Below are 17,933 nucleotides of genomic sequence, written 5' to 3'. Positions count from 1 at the left end.
GACGGGGTTGTCGCGTGTGGTGGGGGCGGCCCCCCGGGGCCCCCCCCCCTTCACGTGGTGCGGCCGCTGTTGTTCGACAACCGGGGGTGTCCCGACACCCGGTGGCCCCAGCGGCCACGGCCCCTCCCACCCTGGTGGGATGTCTGATGCTCAGTCTCATCGAAAAGTTCGGGGATGTCGTGCCGTTCATGGCTTTCTTCTGAAGTTCTCAGGTTCCGTTCAGACGACCTGATGGAGCCATCGGACCGGTGCCCCGTCGCCGGCATACCGGAAGGGCTCGAGCTCGTCGTCCCAAGGGCGACCGAGCAAGCGTTCGACCTCCTCGGTCAGGTCGGCTTCACCGCTGGCGGCCTTCAGCATCGCGGCCTTCAGCCGCTCCTCGGGCACCATGATGTCGCCGTGGACACCGGTCGTCGCGTGGAAGACACCGAGGTCGGGCGTGAACGAGTACCGCTCGCCCTCGACGCCGTTGCTCGGCTCCTCGGTCACCTCGAACCGGAGCTTCTGCCATCCGCGCAGCGCGGAAGCCAGCTTGGCCGCTGTCCCTGCCTCGGCCTGCCAGGACAGCTCGGCCCGGTAGGTGCCCTGAGCTGCGGGCTGCGGCGTCCAGTCAAGTTTCACAGGCACGCCGAGTACGCCGCCCGCGGCCCACTCGACATGCGGGCACAACGCTGACGGCACCGTGTGGACGTAAAGAACGCCACGAGTCGTCGCCACCGGGACCTCCTGTGCTCGAGGGGCGCCTTCCCCAGCGTTCTCGAACAACTACTCGATCCCAGCAGACCAACTGCGTACATCTTGCACCACCGCCCCCTCCAACACCAGCAACCTCGCCGTGTCAACTACATCACGGCCGTGTCGCGCTTCTGGTCGGGGTTACGGGAACCGCGAGGCCAGGGCGATGCACGCGCCGGCGGCGGCCAGGGTGAAGAGCATGGCGATGCCGGCGAACCGGGCGGTGACTTCCTTGTCCACCTCGTCGTACCCGACCGAGGAGCCGATGTCCTTGTAGACGTCCTCGAGCTCACCCGCGGACTCAGCGGTGTACGCCTCGCCGCCGCTGATCTCGGCGACGCTACGCAGCTCGGCGCGGTCCGGTGGGACCCGCTGGCGGATGCCGTCCATCTCGATGAAGCCGGAGTCGGTGCCGAAGCAGATCGTGTACACCGGGGTGTTCTTCGCCTTCGCGGCCTGCGCACCCTCCTGCGCCGTCCGGCCGACTGTCCGCTTCCCGTCGGACAGCAGCACGATCCGGGCCGGGGCCGGGTCGTTCGGGTGGTCAGGGTCCGGTGGGACCTGCGTGAGTGCCTGCAGTGAGGTGAAGATGCCCTCGCCGGTCGCCGTCGACTCGGCCAGCTCCAGGCCGTCGACGGAACGCAGTACGGTCGCCCGGTCGGTGGTCGGCGGCACGATGATGGACGCCGTACCGGCGAAGTTGACCAGGGCCACGTTGAATTTGCCCGGCAACTGGTTGATGAAGTTCTTCGCCGACTTCTTCGCCGCCTCCAGCCGGTTCGGCTCGATGTCGGTCGCCATCATCGACAGCGACACGTCGACCGCGACCACGATGGTGGCCCGTTCGCGCGGCACCTTGACCTTGTCCTTGGGCTGCGCGAACGCCACGATGCACGACAGCGCGGACAGCAGCGCCAGCCCGACGGCCAGGTGCCGCCGCCACTGCGGCCGGCGCGGCGCGACCCGGTCCAGCAGGGCGATGTTGGTGAAGCGCAGCGCGTACTGCGAGCGGCGGTGCTGCAGGAAGATGTACGCCGCGAGCACGACCGGGATGATGAGCAGGAACCACAGTCTGGCCGGAGACAGGAACTCCATCAGCGAGCCACTCCCTTCGGCGGTTGGTGCAGGCGGGGCGCCACTCGCCGGTAGGCGAGCACGAACCGCACGGTGTCGGCGACCCAGTCCCGATCGGTCCGCAGGACCAGGTGCCCCGCACCTACCCTACGCAGGGCGATCCGGGTTCGTTCCCGTTGCGCGAGTGCGGCCAGCCCGAACGCCTCCCGGATCTTGCGCCGGCGGGTGTCGATCTCCCGCACCTCGCCGGTCTCGGGATCGCCGATCGTGACCACGCCGATGTTCGGCAGTTCGAGCTCGCGCGGGTCGACGATCTCCACCGCGAGCACCTGGTGCTGGGCGGTGAGCTTGCGCATCGCACGCTCCCAGGACGGCTCCAGCCGGCTGTCGACCTCACCGTCCTGAGGGGTGAGGAAGTCGGACACGACCACGCGCAGACCCCGCTTGCGCTGAGTCCGGGCCATCGATTCGAGGGCTGCGGCCAGATCGCTGCGATGCGCTTCCTGGTCGCCCATCTGCTCGGCCAGCAGCGCCCGCAGCAATCCGTACAGGGCCAGCCGCCCGGACCGGGCCGGCCAGCGCCGCAGCGCCGAGTCACGCAGCATCAGGCCACCGAACCGGTCCCCCAGCCGATGGGTGAGGAACCCGACCGTGGCGACGGCCGCGACGGCCAACTCTCTCTTCTCCAGCTGCGACGTCCCGAAATCCATCGACCCGGACAGGTCCACCAGGGCCCACGTCTCCAGCTCCCGGTCCGCGATCAGGTCCCGCACGTGCGGAATCGTCGTACGGGCGGTGACGGCCCAGTCCATCCGTCGTACGTCGTCACCGATCTGGTACTCCCGGGCCTCGGCCAGCTCGGTGCCAGGCCCCGGCAGCAGGCCGAGGTGCTCCCCGTGCAGGTACCCCTCGAGCCGCCGTACGACGGTCAGCTCCAGCCGCCGGAGTGCACGCTCGGGAGCGAGCTGCGAGATCGTCATCGCAGCCCGCGGATCCGGACGGTTGGCCACTAGACGAACTCCGGGCGGCCGGTGCCGTCGTTGCCGTCGCGCCAGACCGGCTGGGGCGGCGGGACCGTGGCCAGGATGCGCTCGATCACGGCGCGCGGGTCGATGTTGTCCGCGACCGCGTCGAAGGTCAGGCCGAGCCGGTGACCCATCACGTCCAGCGCAACGGTCTGGATGTCGCTCGGCAGCAGGTAGTCGCGGCCGTGGATCAGTGCCAGACCCCGCCCGGCCGCGATCATGCCGAGGGTGGCCCGCGGGCTGACACCGAGCTCGATGATCGGCTCCAGGTCGGGCAGGTGGAAGTCGGACGGTGTCCGGGTCGCCATCACCAGGCGGACTGCGTACTCCGCGACCAGGTTGTGGACGAAGACCTGATCCGCGGACCGCTGCAGCTCCAGGATCGTCTCCGGCTTGAGCACCTGCCGGGGCTCCGGCGGGTCGACGCTCATCCGGCGGAGGATCTCGAACTCCTCGTGCCCGCGCGGGTGGGGTACGTCGATCTTGACCAGGAACCGGTCCCGCTGCGCCTCGGGCAGCGGGTAGACGCCCTCGGACTCGATCGGGTTCTGGGTGGCGATGACGATGAACGGCTTCGGCATCGGGAAGGTCTGGCCGCCGATCGACACCTGCCGCTCGGCCATCAGCTCCAGCATCGCGGACTGCACCTTGGCCGGGGCCCGGTTCACCTCGTCGGCGAGCACGAAGTTCACGAACGTCGGGCCGAGTTCGATGTCGAACGCTTCCCGGGTCTGCCGGTAGATCCGGGTGCCGACGATGTCGGACGGGACCAGGTCGGGGGTGAACTGGATCCGGGCGAACGTGCCACCGACCACCGACGCGAAGGTCCGCACCGCCAGCGTCTTGGCGACGCCGGGCACGCCCTCGAGCAGGCAGTGGCCCTTGGCGAGCAGCGAGACCATCAGCGTCTCGACCATGTGCTCCTGGCCCACGATCACCCGCTTGACCTCGGTGACGGCCTCGCCGATCAGCCGGGACTGCTGGGCCACCGATCCAGCTGGCACAGTGGTTTCGGTCATGCCTGTCCTTCCGGGGTCCGCGCTCGGACCTTGGTCATCTCCGCGCCGCGTCGCTGCTGCGGCGCACTCACAACTCCGGCCATTCCATCAGATCCCCGGGTCCGCCGGGCCGACGGCCCACCAGGTCCTTTCCCCATCCTCCCCATCGACCCAAATTCACAAGCCTCGACCTGGGCCGTCACAGCGGGTGAGTTCTCCCGGTGGCGACAGTGCTACCAGGGATGTGGTGGGATTGGAGGTGATGACTGCGACGGAATCACAGGCTGAGGTGCGTACGGCGGACACGCCGGACGACGCGCCTGCGCGGGTGATCCCGGAGGCACTGCCGCTGCTGCCGGAGGATCCGCCGCGGGTCGGCGAGTACTGGCTGCGCGGCCGCCTCGGCGCGAATGCGGCCGGCTACCTGTACACCGCAAGCGCCGACGACGGCCGGAGCGCGGTGGTCGCGATGATGACCGAGGGCTCCGCGGACGACGCGGCTGCCCGGGACCGGTTCGTGAACGCCGTCGACGAGTTGCCGGACGACGCCGTACTGGCGCACAACGACTCGGACGACGACGACCTGGCGCTGTGGGTCGCGCTCGGCCCGATCCGGACCGACGACGGGACCAGCGCGGCGTCGGACGAGCGGCTGATCGCGGAGCGCCGCGGCGAGGACGTGCTGTCCGCCGTACTGATGGACCGGATCCCGCACAACGGACGGGTCCGCGGACCGGACTTCCGGCACTACTGGGAGGGCCGCCGCCGGCCGGGCCTGTTCCGGATCTGGCCGCTGCCGTGGCCGAACATCCTGCGCCCGGCGTCGCGCTGGGCGCTGATCTTCGCGCTCGCGACGATGGCGCTCATCATGGTGCTGGCCGTGTTCCTGGCCTGGCTGCTGTTCCGCAACGCCGAGCCGCTGGAGCCGGAGCCGGTCATCCCGACGCCGAGCAACACGGTGACGGTGACAGTGACCCCGACCACCCCGCCGCCGAACACCGGATCGTCCGGACCGACGCCGAGCACGAGCCAGACCCCGACGGGCGGGACTCCCACGGGTACGCCGACTACGGGGACGCCGCCGACCAACCCCGGCGACAAGTTCTGACCCCGGCACTTCACTGGCCGGCGTCGGTGCGTGGCCGGCTCAGTGCGGCTCAGTGCCTGCGGCTCAGTGCGTGGCCGGCTCGCGGCCTCGGTTGAGGGTGAGCAGGCCGATCAGGCTGATCACGGCCCAGCTGCCCTCGAGGAGCAGGAAACCCCACGAGGACTCGACCGCGGCGATCACCGCGAGCACCCCTGAGCCGAGCAGGTTGAGCAGTTGGTACGCGAGCGTGCGCTGACGGAGTTTGCCCGCCTGGGCGGCCGCGAAGGCGACCAGAATGGTGACCGCGCCGGCGATCTCGAGAATGTCGATGGCATGCATCGGGGTGGCCCCTCCTGGGGCGGGCGTCGTCTTGTCGTGGACCGGGTACGACGCCACTCGACCGGGGAACCGCAGACCGCGGAACCTGCCGTCAGGATACCAATCGCAGCAATTCCGGATCCCGCCACAAGGTGGCCGGCACCGGCTGCCGCACCAGGGCCGCGTCGGCGCGGATCTCGGCCGGGCTGGCCGCGGCGATCAGCACGGACGTGACCGCGGCATGCCTTGCCGGGAAGGCGAGTGCTGCCTGCGGCAACGAAACGCCGTACCGCTCGCAGACCGCGGCGATCCGCCGGGCCCGGATCGCGACGGGATCGCTGGACTTCTCGCTCTGCAGGATCGGCCGGGTCAGAATCCCGGACACGATCACCGAGATACCGCGAGCCAGGCAACGATCCAGGAGCGGCGCCGCGGACTGATCGAGGAGCGAGTACTGCCCGGACAGCAGCACACAATCCAGGTCCACATCGCGCACCAGCCCATCGAGCAACCGCCAGTCCCCCGAGGCCACCCCGATTGCCTTGATCTCTCCCCTACGCCGCAACTCGTCCAGCACCGGGTACGCCGCCTCGATCGCGGCCTCGTCGGGATCTCGGACGAGCACCACGTCGACTGCGAGCCCGAGCCGTTTCACACTCGCCCGCACCGACCCACCGGCCTCCTCACCCGCCACCTTGGTGGACACGAGGAACTCACTGCGCGGTCGCTGTTGCAGCGCCGTACCGAGACGTCGTTCCGACTCTCCGTACGCCGGAGAGGTGTCGAAGAACCGGATGCCGGCCTGGTACGCCGCGTCCACGGTGGCGACCGCGGCCGCGTCACCGTCCGGCCCCGGCGGTTCGCCGAGACGCGAACCGCCGAGCCCGAAGCGGGGTGGCCGGAACCTGCTCACCGAGGTGGGCGCGAGCGCATGGCTGGGAGCGGCCATTGCACTGTCACCTCCCATGGTTGGCAGTACCTACCAGGATCGGTGAGACGCGACGACTTCGCACCCCGAACCCGCCCGCCTCAGCGGCCGGGACCGTCGTCAGGGCGCGGATCCCTTGGTGGGTTGACTATTCAGCACTCTGAGCTTGCCTGGTCAGTGAATCACGAGATGCTGATCCAGGACGGGTCGCTCGCCGGGGAGCTGAAGGTGACCGATGTGCCGAGAGCGCTCCGGCCGAGGTAGCGCGGGTCGACCGTGTCCACCACGAGAACCAGGTGATCGCCGGCCGGGACCTCCCAACTCGTCGCCTCGAGTCGCACGTCGATCGGCACCGCCTTGCCTGCCGTCGCGCCGCGCAGGGTCAACGGCTTGTGCGTGATCAGCGAGCCGACGCCGAGCGCGTTGACGTCGTACAGGTACGCGAAGAGCGACGTGTTCGCACCGGACGGCTTGACCGTCAGATGCAGCTTCGGCGTGCCGTTGACCACGGCGCCACTGGTGTAGACCGGGCCGGACCAGACGCCCGCGAACGACCTGTCCACGAGCGGAGTCGCGACCGCGGTCGGGATCGACAGAAGCCCTTGCAGCGCGCCGGAAACGAGCACCACGCCGCTGTCCGCAAGGGTCGGCACACCAGCGGCGATGCTACTGGTCCACCCCGTCGAGGCCTGCGACTGGAGACTGCCGGTGCGCGACAACCCGGTCGGCTTGGTGAGGTACGCCGTACGCGGCTGTCCGACGGCGGCCCAGCTCGGGTACCCACGCCACACGCCACGTTGCGACTTCAGCTGCACCGGCGCCTCGGCGTCGGCGCCGTTGTCCGCGCCGGCGATGTAGTGCCGCAGCCAGGCCGCGAGCTCGTCCCAGGTCTCGTTGGGCAGACCGATCGCGCCGGGCACCTCAGGGGTCGCATGGTCGCCGTGCGCGAGCAGCAGCCGCTTCGGGCCGGTCAGCCGGCTGAAGAAGTCGGTGTACTGCGAGGGCGGGAAGATCGAGTCCTCGAACGCGTTGGCCAGAAACACCGCCGGCGCCTTCGCGTTGATCCGGTCGACCATCGTCGCGGCCGACCTGACCGGCGCCAACTGCTTGGCCTCGGCGATCGCGCCGTCGAAGTTCCCGGTGACGAACTTGGTCTGCAGCGACGCCATCTCCGGACCCGGACGGCCGGTGATGTTGCCGAGGGCAAGCAGACCGGCGACGGACTGGAGCGCGACCGTGTCGTTCGGATCGAGCGACGCGATCAGGTCGGCCCAGCCGCTCATCGCGCCGACCGCCTTGATCCTAGGGTCCTGCGCACTCGCGAGCAGCGAGGTGCCGGCGCCGTACGAGATCCCGACCGCCGCGACGCGGCCGGTGTCGGCCGGCGTGTGCTGATCGGCCCAGTCGATCACCTTGCTGACGTCGGTGACGGTCGGCGGGCCGGCGATGTCGATGCCGCCGCCGGAATCCCAGAAGCCGCGACTCGAGTACGCGATGACCTGGAACCCGGACTTGGCCAGCTTCGCGCCCTGACCGACGTACTCGACGTTCGGCACGCCCCAGCTCGACGGCATCACGACGAGCGGGAACGGCCCGTCGCCCTGTCCTGTCGGCGTCAGCACGACGGCGCCGATCCCGGTCCCGTCCACCCCGGGGATGCGCTGGTACGACGTACTGAAGCCTGCCGCGGACTGATCGGCCTCGGCACGCGGACCGATGGTGATCAGGGCCAGCGCAACGGCAAGGACAACAGCGAGGGCGGCTGCGAGTCTGCGCATGTGAGACCTCCGGCGTCCGGACTACCATCGAGAATTACCGGAGGGTAACCAGAAAGCTGCCGCTGTGTCACTATCTCGGCACGGTGAGTGCCGGATCCACGCCGGTTGCCTCGATCGACCACTCCCACAGGCGCTTGGCCAGGTCGGGGTCCTGCGCGGTGCGGGTGGGGAGCGCGATCGCCGGTTTGCCGCGGAACCCGAGGAAGCCTGGGCCGACGTACGAGCCGGGACGCAGGTCAGGATCGGTCGCAGCGAACAGGCTCGGCCAGGCACCTGCGGCGGCGGACTGCGCGAACAGCGTGTTCCCGATGGCCATCAGTTTGGCCATGAACCGCTGCCCCGCGAGCTCGGGGCCGTAGGCCTGCAGGTGGGTGGACGCGTAGCCGGGATGTGCGCCGGCGCTGAGCAGCTTCACACCGGCAGCGCGGGCGCGGCGGTCGAGCTCGAGCATGAAGAGCACGTTGGCGAGCTTCGACTTCCCGTACGCGTCCCACTTGGAGTAGCCGCCGGCGGGTCGCCGGAAGTCCGCCTGCGCGATCCCGCGGACAGTCGTGTGCACGAATGAGCTGACCGTCACGACCCGGGCCGCGGGTGCCTCGAGCAGCAACGGCAGCAGCCGGCCGGTGAGGGCGAAATGCCCGAGATGGTTGGTGCCGATCTGGAGCTCGAACCCGTCCTTGGTTTGCAGGTACGGCGTCGCCATCACGCCGGCGTTGTTCACGAGTAGATCGAGCGTGTTGTACGTCGCTGTGAGTTTGCCGGCCGCCTGCTCGACACTCGCCAGATCGGCCAGGTCCAGCTCGACGACGGTGGGCAGCCGGCCGGATGCGTCGGCAAGGGCTTGGGAGACCTTGGCGGCCTTCTCCGGATTGCGCGCACCGATGAGCACCTCGGCGCCGTGCCTCAGCAGTTCGAGCGCCGTCTCGTACCCGAGGCCGCTGGTGGCGCCGGTGACCAGCGCCCGTCGTCCGGTCAGGTCGGGGATGTCCGCCGTACTCCAGGTCATGCGCCCACAGTAGTCGTGGGCGCACAACCTGGTGCGACCGTCAGAGGATCTTGCGCGCCTTGAAGGCGTCGGTCACCTGCTGCGCGGCGGGCTTGCCGTAGAGCAGCCGGGCGGCCTGGACGGTGTCCTGGGCCGCGGCGGCGAACGAGGTGTCCGGGTCGTAGAAGAACGTCGCCTCGAGGATCACCTTGTTGGCCTTGGTCCGGCCCAGCGCCCGGTTGATGTCCCAGAGCGCGTTCGACCAGATCTCACCGTCGTCGTGCACCTCGCCGACGATGTCGTCGGTGGTCTTGCCGGTGTCGGTACGACGCAGGCAGTGCGGCTCGGTGCTGGTGTACGACGTCGCGTCCCAGTCCATCACGCAGGGCAGCTCGAAGCCCTTGCTGACCGGCTCGGACATGGTGACGGCCCAGTAGTCGCCGAAGCCCTCACCGATCGAGCCGGCCTCGACCGTCGCACCGAACCCCGGCACGACGTCGTCCTGCATCGCGTGACCGTACTCGTGCCAGATCACCTCGGCGTCCTCGGCGTCGTCGACGCCGCCTTCGCCCATCGTGATCATGTCGTCGTCCGGGGAGTAGAACGAGTTGTCGCCGGCGAAGGTGTTGATCGAGAAGTCCTGCGACTCGTTGTTCACCTCAGTGAAGCCCAGTTGGTGGATGTACTCCTGCGTCTGGTTGACGTGGTAGTACGCCATCACCTGCTCGAACTTGTTGTTCGCGCGCTGGTAGACGAAGTTGTTGTTCGTGTTCTGTGCGACCCCGCCCTTGGCCTCGGCGATGTTCACGTAGGTGCCGTTGAGCTTGCCGGAGCCGTCCAGGTTCCGCAGGATCACGTTCTTCTGCGCCAGGAACAGGGCGTCCTGGTTCTTGTCGTTCTGGTCGGTCAGCTTCTCGTTCTTCTCGCTGACCACCGGGTTCGGGTCGAACACCGAGCCGTGGCCGTCGACGTTCTGGCTGACCACCTTCGACTCCACCACGGTGCCGCTCTTGGCGTCGACCAGGGACTGGCTGACACCCTCGGCCGACTTGCTGGTCACCTTCCACACCACCCGCGCGTCCTTGCCGCCGACGACGGCGAGCTGGGCCGCGCCCTGGGTGGCGGTCGGCGCCGGTACGGCGTCCTTGTGCGGCCCGGCGATCCGGGCCCGGGCGGCCCGAGCGCTGACGACGCTGTTCGCGCTGCTGGTGGCTGTTGCCGCGGGCACCTTCGCCGACACGTCCAGATCGGCCGGAATGGCGTCCCGCCCGTCGGCGATCTCGACACCGCCGGCCTTGGTCTCGTGCTTGGCGTAGTACCCGTTGACGACAGGCAGGCCCTTGAAGGTCTGCTGGTACCAGTAGTGCTTGCCGAGCAGCGACGTCTTGGTCTTGATCAACTTCAGGTTGCCCAGGGTCGTGGCCTCCGGCGCGGCCCCCGCGGCGCTGGTGACGGACAGCCCGAGCGAAATGGTGGCCAGTCCGGCGGTGACGGCCACGACCGCCTTGCGGCGTTTCGTCATACGTTCCCTCCCACAGTCGACGAACCCGTTCGTGTTGCGTGATGCAACAACTACAGTCCGTCGAGACCCTAATTCGCCTCACTGCCTGCTGGGAAGCGATAGCCCCCGTCGTTCCGCGCCCGCAAGGGAAAACCTGTCAACCGCCCGCAGGGCCGGCCGGGTTGCCGCCTTCACCCCGTCGCGAGAGGTTTGGTCGGGTAGTTGCGCAGGACGAGCGAGGTGCTGACCGGTCCGAGACGCCCGATGGCGTCGACCACTTGCTCCAGCCGGCCGGCGTCAGGCGTGTGGACGTCGAGGAGGAAACAGTCCTCACCCGTCAGCCGGTACGTCGCGGTGATCTCCGGCAGACCGGCGAACAGTTCGAGTGCCTCCGGGATCCGCGCATGCAGCGTCCGGACCCGCACCGCCGCGTGGATGTTGAGCCCGATCCGGGCCGGATCCACGATCGCTTGATAGCCGGTGATCACGCCGGACCGCTCGAGCCGCTGAATCCGCGCCGACACTGCCGGCTGCGACAGATTCACCTTCCGCCCGATGTCGGCACCACTCAACCGCCCGTCGGTCTGCAGGATCGCCAGGATCTCCCGGTCGATCGCATCCAATGAATTCGTGTTCGATTCGCTCATCTGCCTTCGATCCATCAGCTGACACGTCTCCCTGCCAATGACCAGCACCATGATGGTGCCATCTCTGATCACCTCTTGGGAGCCGTCTCATGCATTTCATCATCGTCCCCGGCCTGAACGGCTCCGATCACAACCACTGGCAGTCCGCCTGGGAATCCGCCTGGCTCGCCAACTCGACCCGCATCGCGCCGGCATCCTGGACGCATCCCGACCGCGACGACTGGACTGCCGCGATCGACCACGCGGTCCGTCAGCACGCCGACGACGACGTTGTCCTCGTCACGCACAGCCTCGGCTGCTACGCCGCCGCTCACTGGCTGACCACGAGTGCGGCACCGCACGTGCGTGGAGTCTTCATGGTCGCGCCACCGGACCAACGCGCACCTTCATTCCCGATCACGCTTCTCCCGACCTTTGCCGGCCTCGAGCCCAGTCCCCTACGCCTCCCCGCCGTACTGGTCGCCAGCGACGACGACCCGTACTGCACCGTGGAAGCCGCGGCCCGCCTCGCCGTCAACTGGACCGTCCCTCTTGTCACCACCGGCCGCCAAGGCCACATCAATTCCGACAGCGATCTCGGTCTGTGGCCTCTCGGCCAGCGACTCCTCACCACCTTCGTGGCCGGCCTTGGCCTGACGGTCGCCACTTGACGCTGACGATCGGCGATCGTCGTATCGAGTAGAGGACCGAACCTGGCCGCTTCTTCTCGTAGCGTCGAACCCGACGTACAGGAGAGGATCCGGCCATGACCAAGCTGAGCCTGCAGGCCCTGAGTCGCGCCACCCTGGAGCGGCAGTGGCTGCTCGAACGCCGGGATGCGACCGCGCTGGAGGCGATCGAGCACCTCGTCGGTATGCAGGCACAGTCACCACTCGCGCCGTACGTCGGGCTGTGGACGCGACTGCAGTCCTTCCAGCCCGAGGAACTCGCCAAGCTGCTGGAGGACCGGCAGGCCGTCCGCGGTTCGATGATGCGGGCGACGATCCACCTGATGTCGAGCCGCGACTTTCTCGCGTTCCGCCCGCTGATCCAGCCGCGGCTCGAGCGCGAGGTGTTCCAGAACATGACCTATGGTCGGCACCGTCTCGAGGGGCTCGACATCGACGCCGTACTGCGAGCCGGCATCGACCGCATGACCGCAGGCCCGGCGACCGCCGTACAACTGCGTGAACACCTCGGCCCACTCTGGCCCGACCGCGAACCCGCCGCACTGGCCCACGCCGTACGCTGCCTCCTCCCCACCATCCAGACCCCGCCACGCGGCATCTGGGGCAAGGGCGGCAACCCCGCCATGTCCACCGCCGACCTCTGGCTCGACTCCCCCGTCGACCCCGCCGCCTCCACCGACCCGGTCCCGTCCCTCGAGCGGCTCGTCCTGCGCTACCTGGCCGCGTACGGCCCCGCCTCGGTCGCCGACGCCCAGACCTGGTCCGGCCTCACCCGCCTCGCCGAGATCTTCGACCGCCTGGACCTCCGCACCTACACCGACGCCACCACCGGCCGAACCCTCTACGACCTCCCCACCATCACCCTCCCCGCCGAAGACACTCCCGCCCCCACTCGCTTCCTCCCCGAATTCGACAACCTCCTCCTCTCCCACGCCGACCGAACCCGCTGGATAGACACCCCCACCCGCCAGCAACTAACCCTCCAAGAAGTCCTGACCCGAGGCTCCCTCCTCCACAACGGCCAAGCCACCGCCCTCTGGAAGCAAACGAAGTCCAAGAAATCAGCTCTCCTGGACATCGAGCCGATCATCAAACTGACTCGCTCCGCCCGCGCCGCGATCGAGTCAGAAGCCCACAACCTCCTGACTTTCACCGCCCCCAACACCACCCACGAAGTCAGGTTCACCAAGTCCTGATCCGCGCCCCCCAGATCAGCGGAGACGCACCAGATCAGGTCGACTGCAGGAAGCGTTCCAGGGCGTGCGCGCGGTCGGTGAGAGATGGGTAGCTCGACATCAACTGCCGCCGTCGGCTGCCGTCGCGCCCCAGCATCTGCTGGTGCTGGAACTGCCAGCCGTAGAGAACCTGGATGAGCGTCGCACCGTAGCCGAGCTCGGCGGCGCGGCGATCGGCGCGGATCACGTCGCGTCGGCTGAGCCACGCGAGGATCGGCGGCGCGACGAACGGCGTGAGGAACAGCAGCGGCAGCAGCAAGCTGTCATCGAGCAGCAGGACGGCGAAGAGGACTCCGGAGTACGCCAGCAATACGAAGGCAACGACCACACATCCGACGGCGGGAACCGCCAGCATCAACCGGCCGAGTGCCCGTACTCCGATCAGTGCGCACCGCGCCGGAATCGAGTACCAGAAGCTGAGCAGGCTCAACCAGGCCCGTCCGCCCAGGTGATGACCGAGTTCATGAGCCAGCGCCGCTTCGAGGTGCGCCGGAGGCAGTGTGTAGAGCGCCCAGCGGCTCACACCGACAACGTGTCCCGGCGTCGGTGTTGCGTTGACCTCTTCGGAATCCTGAATCCACAGCGTGTACCTGTCCTGCGGCACACCGGCTCGTTCGATGACCTGCCGCCAGGCCAGCTGCAGTCGCTGCTCCTCCACGAGAGTCGGCTGCCGAAGTCGGAACAAGTAGCGAGCAAGCATGTCTTCGACAGGCCGAACGAAGACAACCGCTCCGGACAGCATCCAGGCGACAACAATGATCCATCCCCAGCCGAAGCCGAGCAGCCCAACGATCCACGAGACGATCGCGAAGCTCCAGAAGTACCAAGGCAACGCCGACAGCAGGAGAGTCGCGGTGGAAACGTCGACCCGGGCGCGTTGGGAACCGGCATCGGCACCGGTTCCAGCCGCATCCGGAGGCAACTGGATCCACTGTGGATTCGGGGGCACGGCCGGTGGACCACCCGGCCCCGGCGGCCGCCTGGGCTCGAGTTGGCCGGACTCCCAGGCGCTGTCCTCAGGTGGGTCACCGGGGCCGGTCATCCGAGATTCTCCTTCTGCATGGGTGAGGCGTGAGGTACGTGTCAGAACACGGACACGTGAACGTGGTCGAAGTGGCCGCCGGTGGCGTCGGTGGGGTTGTAGACGCCGCCGCCGTTGTACGGGATCCACGTTCCGCGGCGGGCTGACCAGATCTTGCCGTACCAGATCACATAGTGCACCCCAGTCTGCGCCGCGGTCTTGACTGCCCAGTTGGCGATCTGGTCGCCGCGGGCTCGAGCCGGGGCGGACTTCCTGGCGTCGGCTCCGACCATGACGTCGCAGGCTTTCCCCCGCGGATGGTCGCTGGTCGGGTTCCAGACGTGGGCGTCCCAACAGCTCATGCTGAGGGTTCCAAGGTTCTTGCGGGCCTCGGCGATCCAGGCCGCCGTCCGCGGTGTGACCAGGCCGCCGGTGCCACTCGGATCGGTGACACTTGCCTTCTGCTCGGGCCAGACCCCATTGATCGGTCCGTTCTCGACCAGACCGCCACCTTGCCCACCGCAGTCGTCATCGTCCAGCACGCCTTCATTCGCCGAACCCGGAGGAGGTGCGCCTGATCGACCAGCATACGGATTCCCCGCACGGGTCAGGTCGATGCCCGCCTCCGACGCGATCTGTCGCGCCTCCTGCTCCCGCAGCGCATAGCGGTCGGGGAACGCCGAGACCTGAACAGCTTGAGCGACGTCGCCAAGAGGCATCGTCGGCCAGCCGTTGATATCGACCAGTCCAGGAGGGTTCGGAGCTGCGGACCCACCGAAGAAGGCGTTGGCTGCATAGTGCGGATCCATGATCTCTGCGACTGTTCCCCATCCGGCTCCCGGACGCTGCTGGAACAACCCAACGGAGTCTGCGTCGCCGTACGACAAGTTCTGCAGGTCCGATTCGACCAGAGCCGTCATCAACGCGATCAGAGTCGCCTTGCCGGGCAGACCACGCTCGATCGCGACCTGGTCGATGAGCTTGGCGAAGTCTTGCTGGGATTTGCGGATCCAGCCTGCTGGGACGCGGCCGCCGGCCTGTCCCGGTGGCAGCGGAAGGCACGCCGCCTGCGGCTGAGTCGTTCCGCCGAAAGGCGCGACCATCAACAGACTCACGATCCCGACGACCGCAAGCGCAACCGCGCCCTTGACGTACACACTTTTGCTCGCGACTGCCAGGAAACCCCGACCGACATCACGTTCGTCGAACATCGCGATCCCCCACCGTCATGGCCCCGTACCGCCAGACACGTCACTGATGACCCACTGGCCGTTCTGGTTCGCGAGCATGACAAGCAGGGGTACGTCGATGCGCTGAGCATGCTTGCCCGTGACATTGATCGTGACCTTCACGAAGCGCGTGATGCGATCCGGTGTGTCGACGGGCGCCTCCGCGTTGGCGGCCGGCGCACTCACCGGAGCAGAGACGACCGTCGACTTTCCACCGTCTGCCTTCAGGGCGTCGTAGGTGGGATCGCCCGCCGACGTGAAGCTCGCGGCCACTTCCTCGGTCATGTACTTCGAGGCCTTGCCGACCAGCGCGGCATAGTCCTCGGTGCTCGGGTCGCGGGTGTAGAACACCCGAGCCCAGGCGCCAACTACACCAGTGGCCAACGCTGTCGCATTCGCAGATGGGCGCCGGGTCTCAGGTGGCGGGGTCGTCAGGGCCGATGTCGTCGCGGTCGGAGCAGCTTGGCTCGACTGATTGTTGGACGGAGCCGTCGGCAGGACGACCGTGCTTCCCGGTGTCAGCAGCCCAACCGGAGATCCTCCGTCCGTGTCCTTGTCGCCGAAGAGGCGCGGCAGACCACCGCCCAGACCGAGAATCACGATGGCCAGGATGACGACCAGGACGACGATGACCGCCGGGCTGGTTGGCTCGGCCTGTCGTTGGCTGCGCAGCCACGCCATACGCTGCGCATGATCGTCGCGCCGCCAGCTCTTCTTCGCACGACGACGCTCGCGACCGCTGAGCTCGTCCATCTCCTCCGGATAGTCGTAATCCGTGCTCATCAGCGAGCGCCAGCCGTCGGGCGCATCCGGCCGCCGATCTGACGGGTGCCCGCCGTCAATGTCCTCCGGCGGACTTGGGTCCGGGGCGTTGTGACGTGACCGGCCGCTACCTTCGCGGCGGGCGTGAGGCGATCGTGATCTCCGAGCCATCAAGCATCACCTGCGCGGCACGTGCATTGTCACGCCGTCCTTCGTGACAGTGGAGTACTCCCGGAATCTCCGCTGTTGAGAGGTCGGTGGCTTGCGCCGCGATCGCTGTCCCTTGGGTGGTCCCTCCCGCAGACTCGCAGAATGCGTGTGGACACGCGGCTGCTGATGCCTGAGCTCGTTCGCAGGCATCGCTGTCTGCCGAGAATGCCGCCCCTTCGGCGCATCCGATGCGGCGCGCCTCGAGGCGCGGCTGGTCGATGAACTGCCCGTGGCCGCGACTCCCGCGGCGGTCACCGTGATGGTGCGGCGCTTGTCGACATCCTTGCCCTGACCGCGAGAGCGGGCGAGATTGAGTGCAGAGGTGCTTCCTGTCGGGTGTGCCGCGGCAGCAAGTCGCCCGCCGGCACCGGCCGTGCCCTGTCCACCAGCAGGTCCGGCCGGACCTGCTGCTGCGTCGGTCCGCCGCCGGTCAGAACCTGGAGTCAACTCGTACGGCGAGCTGCTCGCGCCTCCACGCGGTAGAGCGTTCAAGGCGGGCGCCTGCCGGTAGACGCGCACCGAGGAAACTGTCTGCGGGCCGGTCGCGCCGGTGCCTCCGCTGCGCTCTCGCCGCTCTGTCATGGCCGGGGCCGCCCCACGGCCGCCCACCGCACCCGTCAGTCGTCTGAACGCCCCGAGGGCGCCCTTACGGGCGAGACCGCCGAGGAGGATGCTCCCGGATCCCGGCCGCATCAGCGACGTGAGGTTGTCGAGAAGTCGGCGCAACCTGAATGCGGCGATCAAGACCGCAATGGCCAGTCCGGTGACCGGCAGCCACCCGAGCACACCGGTCAGGCTGAAGATCACGGTGACCAAGGTCAAGGTCGTCCCGAACACCAGCATCGCGAGGAACGACTGGATCACCAGACCTATCAGGGCCTCGAACCAGTTCAAGCCCCATTGCCTGGGCTTGCCGGGAATGATCCACAGGCACGCGAAGAAGACCCCGACGACCAGCAACAGCAAACACCCGATGAACGCCATCAAAGCCGTGAAGGCCAACGAGATGGTCAGGAATGCGAACAACGTCGCCGCAATCGCGGCGAGCATGACCACCGAAATTCGCCCGAACGGGTTCTCGCCCTTGACCCATTTCACCGTCGCGGCGTCATCGCCGCCTTCGGCCGGCTTGATGACGGAATCGATGTACTTCGAGCGCGCGTCCCCATCCGTGCCCGCGTCGAGCATGCCTTTCCCGTACCGGCCGCAGGCCTCCACCGACCCGAATTCCGCAATGCACCACGGCGTCACGGCAAAACCGCGCCAGGTGGCGTCTGCGGACTTTCTCAGCAGGGTGTCTTTCGGAGTCCCGGTGAAGCCGGGCTCGGGCCAAGGTATCGGGCTCTGCATCGTCGGCCCCATCGCGTCGGCAGAGGTCGTCATGATGGTTGCCGCGCCCAGTTGGCGGGCTCCGTCGATTCCGCGCAGCCACATCGCCGGCGCCACCGCGAAACTGACGCTCAGCACGCCGGCGACCAGCACCCAGACCAGCTGGCCCATCGCGCTGCCGCTCGCCCTGCGTTGCGTATAAGCCGCCACGGCACCGAAGGCGAGCGCCGAAGGAAGCAACCAACCGACGAGTTGATTGCTCGAGGCCCCGATCGTCGTCGCGGTGGCGTCGGTCAGCGGCTTGACATCGGTGAACGAGAACAGCCACCAGCCGACCGAGATCGCCGCACGGGTGATGGCGATGATGTACATCATCACCATGTAGGCGTAGCCGTTGAAGACC

The 17,933-nt window shown here is 68.1% G+C and carries 17 protein-coding genes and 1 riboswitch; of the genes, 3 read left to right on the top strand and 14 right to left on the bottom strand.

Annotated features, from left to right (window positions below; genetic code table 11):
* Window positions 1–219: 219 nt before the first annotated feature.
* The 4 genes from AB0I34_RS34220 to AB0I34_RS34205 form a co-directional block, all read right to left on the bottom strand.
* Window positions 220–717 (bottom strand): DUF3145 domain-containing protein, encoded by a 498-nt coding sequence (locus AB0I34_RS34220; protein ID WP_131350428.1) that lies wholly within the window; start codon window positions 715–717, stop codon window positions 220–222.
* 159 nt (window positions 718–876) lie between these two features.
* Entirely contained in the window at window positions 877–1,830 is a 954-nt protein-coding gene (locus tag AB0I34_RS34215; protein WP_360453169.1) for a VWA domain-containing protein, read from the bottom strand.
* Window positions 1,830–2,789 carry a DUF58 domain-containing protein gene (locus AB0I34_RS34210; protein ID WP_360453166.1) on the bottom strand — a complete coding sequence of 320 codons (960 nt, stop codon included), beginning with the start codon at window positions 2,787–2,789 and terminating at the stop codon, window positions 1,830–1,832. Before AB0I34_RS34210 ends, AB0I34_RS34215 begins: the two co-directional genes overlap by 1 nt.
* 29 nt (window positions 2,790–2,818) lie before the next feature.
* The gene (locus AB0I34_RS34205) at window positions 2,819–3,853 is read right to left on the bottom strand and encodes a MoxR family ATPase (RefSeq protein ID WP_360453163.1); all 1,035 of its coding nucleotides are present in this window, start codon (window positions 3,851–3,853) and stop codon (window positions 2,819–2,821) included.
* Between the two features lie 241 nt (window positions 3,854–4,094).
* Here AB0I34_RS34205 and AB0I34_RS34200 point away from each other — a divergent pair, with 241 nt between their 5' ends.
* The gene (locus AB0I34_RS34200) at window positions 4,095–4,940 is read left to right on the top strand and encodes a hypothetical protein (protein ID WP_360453160.1); all 846 of its coding nucleotides are present in this window, start codon (window positions 4,095–4,097) and stop codon (window positions 4,938–4,940) included.
* A 63-nt stretch (window positions 4,941–5,003) separates the two neighbouring features.
* Here AB0I34_RS34200 and AB0I34_RS34195 read toward each other — a convergent pair whose 3' ends face one another.
* From AB0I34_RS34195 to AB0I34_RS34170, 6 genes are all read right to left on the bottom strand, one after another.
* Window positions 5,004–5,258 (bottom strand): hypothetical protein, encoded by a 255-nt coding sequence (locus AB0I34_RS34195; protein WP_360453158.1) that lies wholly within the window; start codon window positions 5,256–5,258, stop codon window positions 5,004–5,006.
* A 20-nt stretch (window positions 5,259–5,278) separates the two neighbouring features.
* Window positions 5,279–5,346, bottom strand: a riboswitch (guanidine-III (ykkC-III) riboswitch).
* 3 nt (window positions 5,347–5,349) lie between these two features.
* Entirely contained in the window at window positions 5,350–6,186 is an 837-nt protein-coding gene (locus AB0I34_RS34190) for an aldo/keto reductase (RefSeq protein ID WP_360453155.1), read from the bottom strand.
* Between the two features lie 161 nt (window positions 6,187–6,347).
* Window positions 6,348–7,943 (bottom strand): CocE/NonD family hydrolase, encoded by a 1,596-nt coding sequence (locus tag AB0I34_RS34185; RefSeq protein WP_360453153.1) that lies wholly within the window; start codon window positions 7,941–7,943, stop codon window positions 6,348–6,350.
* Between the two features lie 70 nt (window positions 7,944–8,013).
* Window positions 8,014–8,949, bottom strand: a complete 936-nt coding sequence (locus AB0I34_RS34180; protein ID WP_360453150.1) for an oxidoreductase — start codon at window positions 8,947–8,949, stop codon at window positions 8,014–8,016.
* Between the two features lie 40 nt (window positions 8,950–8,989).
* Entirely contained in the window at window positions 8,990–10,450 is a 1,461-nt protein-coding gene (locus AB0I34_RS34175) for a M36 family metallopeptidase (RefSeq protein ID WP_360453147.1), read from the bottom strand.
* Window positions 10,451–10,620: 170 nt separating this feature from the next.
* Complete coding sequence (locus AB0I34_RS34170; RefSeq protein ID WP_360453144.1) at window positions 10,621–11,076, bottom strand: Lrp/AsnC family transcriptional regulator; 456 nt, start codon at window positions 11,074–11,076, stop codon at window positions 10,621–10,623.
* A gap of 89 nt (window positions 11,077–11,165) precedes the next feature.
* Between AB0I34_RS34170 and AB0I34_RS34165 the strand changes: the two genes are divergently transcribed.
* Window positions 11,166–11,726, top strand: coding sequence for an alpha/beta hydrolase (locus AB0I34_RS34165; RefSeq protein ID WP_360453141.1), 561 nt, complete (start codon window positions 11,166–11,168; stop codon window positions 11,724–11,726).
* A 95-nt stretch (window positions 11,727–11,821) separates the two neighbouring features.
* The gene (locus tag AB0I34_RS34160; protein WP_360453138.1) at window positions 11,822–12,940 is read left to right on the top strand and encodes a winged helix DNA-binding domain-containing protein; all 1,119 of its coding nucleotides are present in this window, start codon (window positions 11,822–11,824) and stop codon (window positions 12,938–12,940) included.
* A gap of 34 nt (window positions 12,941–12,974) precedes the next feature.
* Here AB0I34_RS34160 and AB0I34_RS34155 read toward each other — a convergent pair whose 3' ends face one another.
* The 4 genes from AB0I34_RS34155 to AB0I34_RS34140 all read right to left on the bottom strand — a co-directional run bounded on the left by AB0I34_RS34155 (window position 12,975) and on the right by AB0I34_RS34140 (window position 17,902).
* Entirely contained in the window at window positions 12,975–14,021 is a 1,047-nt protein-coding gene (locus tag AB0I34_RS34155) for a M48 family metalloprotease (protein ID WP_360453135.1), read from the bottom strand.
* Between the two features lie 41 nt (window positions 14,022–14,062).
* Window positions 14,063–15,211, bottom strand: a complete 1,149-nt coding sequence (locus tag AB0I34_RS34150; protein WP_360453132.1) for a hypothetical protein — start codon at window positions 15,209–15,211, stop codon at window positions 14,063–14,065.
* Window positions 15,212–15,226: 15 nt separating this feature from the next.
* Window positions 15,227–16,012, bottom strand: a complete 786-nt coding sequence (locus AB0I34_RS34145) for a hypothetical protein (protein ID WP_360453129.1) — start codon at window positions 16,010–16,012, stop codon at window positions 15,227–15,229.
* A 156-nt stretch (window positions 16,013–16,168) separates the two neighbouring features.
* Window positions 16,169–17,902 carry a hypothetical protein gene (locus AB0I34_RS34140; RefSeq protein WP_360453126.1) on the bottom strand — a complete coding sequence of 578 codons (1,734 nt, stop codon included), beginning with the start codon at window positions 17,900–17,902 and terminating at the stop codon, window positions 16,169–16,171.
* Between the last annotated feature and the right edge of the window lie 31 nt (window positions 17,903–17,933).

Source organism: Kribbella sp. NPDC050281 (assembly GCF_040655855.1).
In the GTDB taxonomy this organism is placed as follows: Bacteria; Actinomycetota; Actinomycetes; order Propionibacteriales; family Kribbellaceae; genus Kribbella.
This window is presented reverse-complemented; position numbering and strand designations above follow the sequence as displayed.

Bases quoted from the DNA above. Each gene is read 5' to 3' on its own strand.
- AB0I34_RS34215 (WP_360453169.1), bottom strand. From the start codon at position 1,830: ATGGAGTTCCTGTCTCCGGCCAGACTGTGGTTCCTGCTCATCATCCCG.
- AB0I34_RS34210 (WP_360453166.1), bottom strand. From the start codon at position 2,789: ATGACGATCTCGCAGCTCGCTCCCGAGCGTGCACTCCGGCGGCTGGAG.
- AB0I34_RS34205 (WP_360453163.1), bottom strand. From the start codon at position 3,853: ATGACCGAAACCACTGTGCCAGCTGGATCGGTGGCCCAGCAGTCCCGG.
- AB0I34_RS34200 (WP_360453160.1), top strand. From the start codon at position 4,095: ATGACTGCGACGGAATCACAGGCTGAGGTGCGTACGGCGGACACGCCG.
- AB0I34_RS34195 (WP_360453158.1), bottom strand. From the start codon at position 5,258: ATGCATGCCATCGACATTCTCGAGATCGCCGGCGCGGTCACCATTCTG.
- AB0I34_RS34190 (WP_360453155.1), bottom strand. From the start codon at position 6,186: ATGGCCGCTCCCAGCCATGCGCTCGCGCCCACCTCGGTGAGCAGGTTC.
- AB0I34_RS34185 (WP_360453153.1), bottom strand. From the start codon at position 7,943: ATGCGCAGACTCGCAGCCGCCCTCGCTGTTGTCCTTGCCGTTGCGCTG.
- AB0I34_RS34180 (WP_360453150.1), bottom strand. From the start codon at position 8,949: ATGACCTGGAGTACGGCGGACATCCCCGACCTGACCGGACGACGGGCG.
- AB0I34_RS34175 (WP_360453147.1), bottom strand. From the start codon at position 10,450: ATGACGAAACGCCGCAAGGCGGTCGTGGCCGTCACCGCCGGACTGGCC.
- AB0I34_RS34170 (WP_360453144.1), bottom strand. From the start codon at position 11,076: ATGAGCGAATCGAACACGAATTCATTGGATGCGATCGACCGGGAGATC.
- AB0I34_RS34165 (WP_360453141.1), top strand. From the start codon at position 11,166: ATGCATTTCATCATCGTCCCCGGCCTGAACGGCTCCGATCACAACCAC.
- AB0I34_RS34160 (WP_360453138.1), top strand. From the start codon at position 11,822: ATGACCAAGCTGAGCCTGCAGGCCCTGAGTCGCGCCACCCTGGAGCGG.
- AB0I34_RS34155 (WP_360453135.1), bottom strand. From the start codon at position 14,021: ATGACCGGCCCCGGTGACCCACCTGAGGACAGCGCCTGGGAGTCCGGC.
- AB0I34_RS34150 (WP_360453132.1), bottom strand. From the start codon at position 15,211: ATGTTCGACGAACGTGATGTCGGTCGGGGTTTCCTGGCAGTCGCGAGC.
- AB0I34_RS34145 (WP_360453129.1), bottom strand. From the start codon at position 16,012: ATGAGCACGGATTACGACTATCCGGAGGAGATGGACGAGCTCAGCGGT.
- AB0I34_RS34140 (WP_360453126.1), bottom strand. From the start codon at position 17,902: ATGTACATCATCGCCATCACCCGTGCGGCGATCTCGGTCGGCTGGTGG.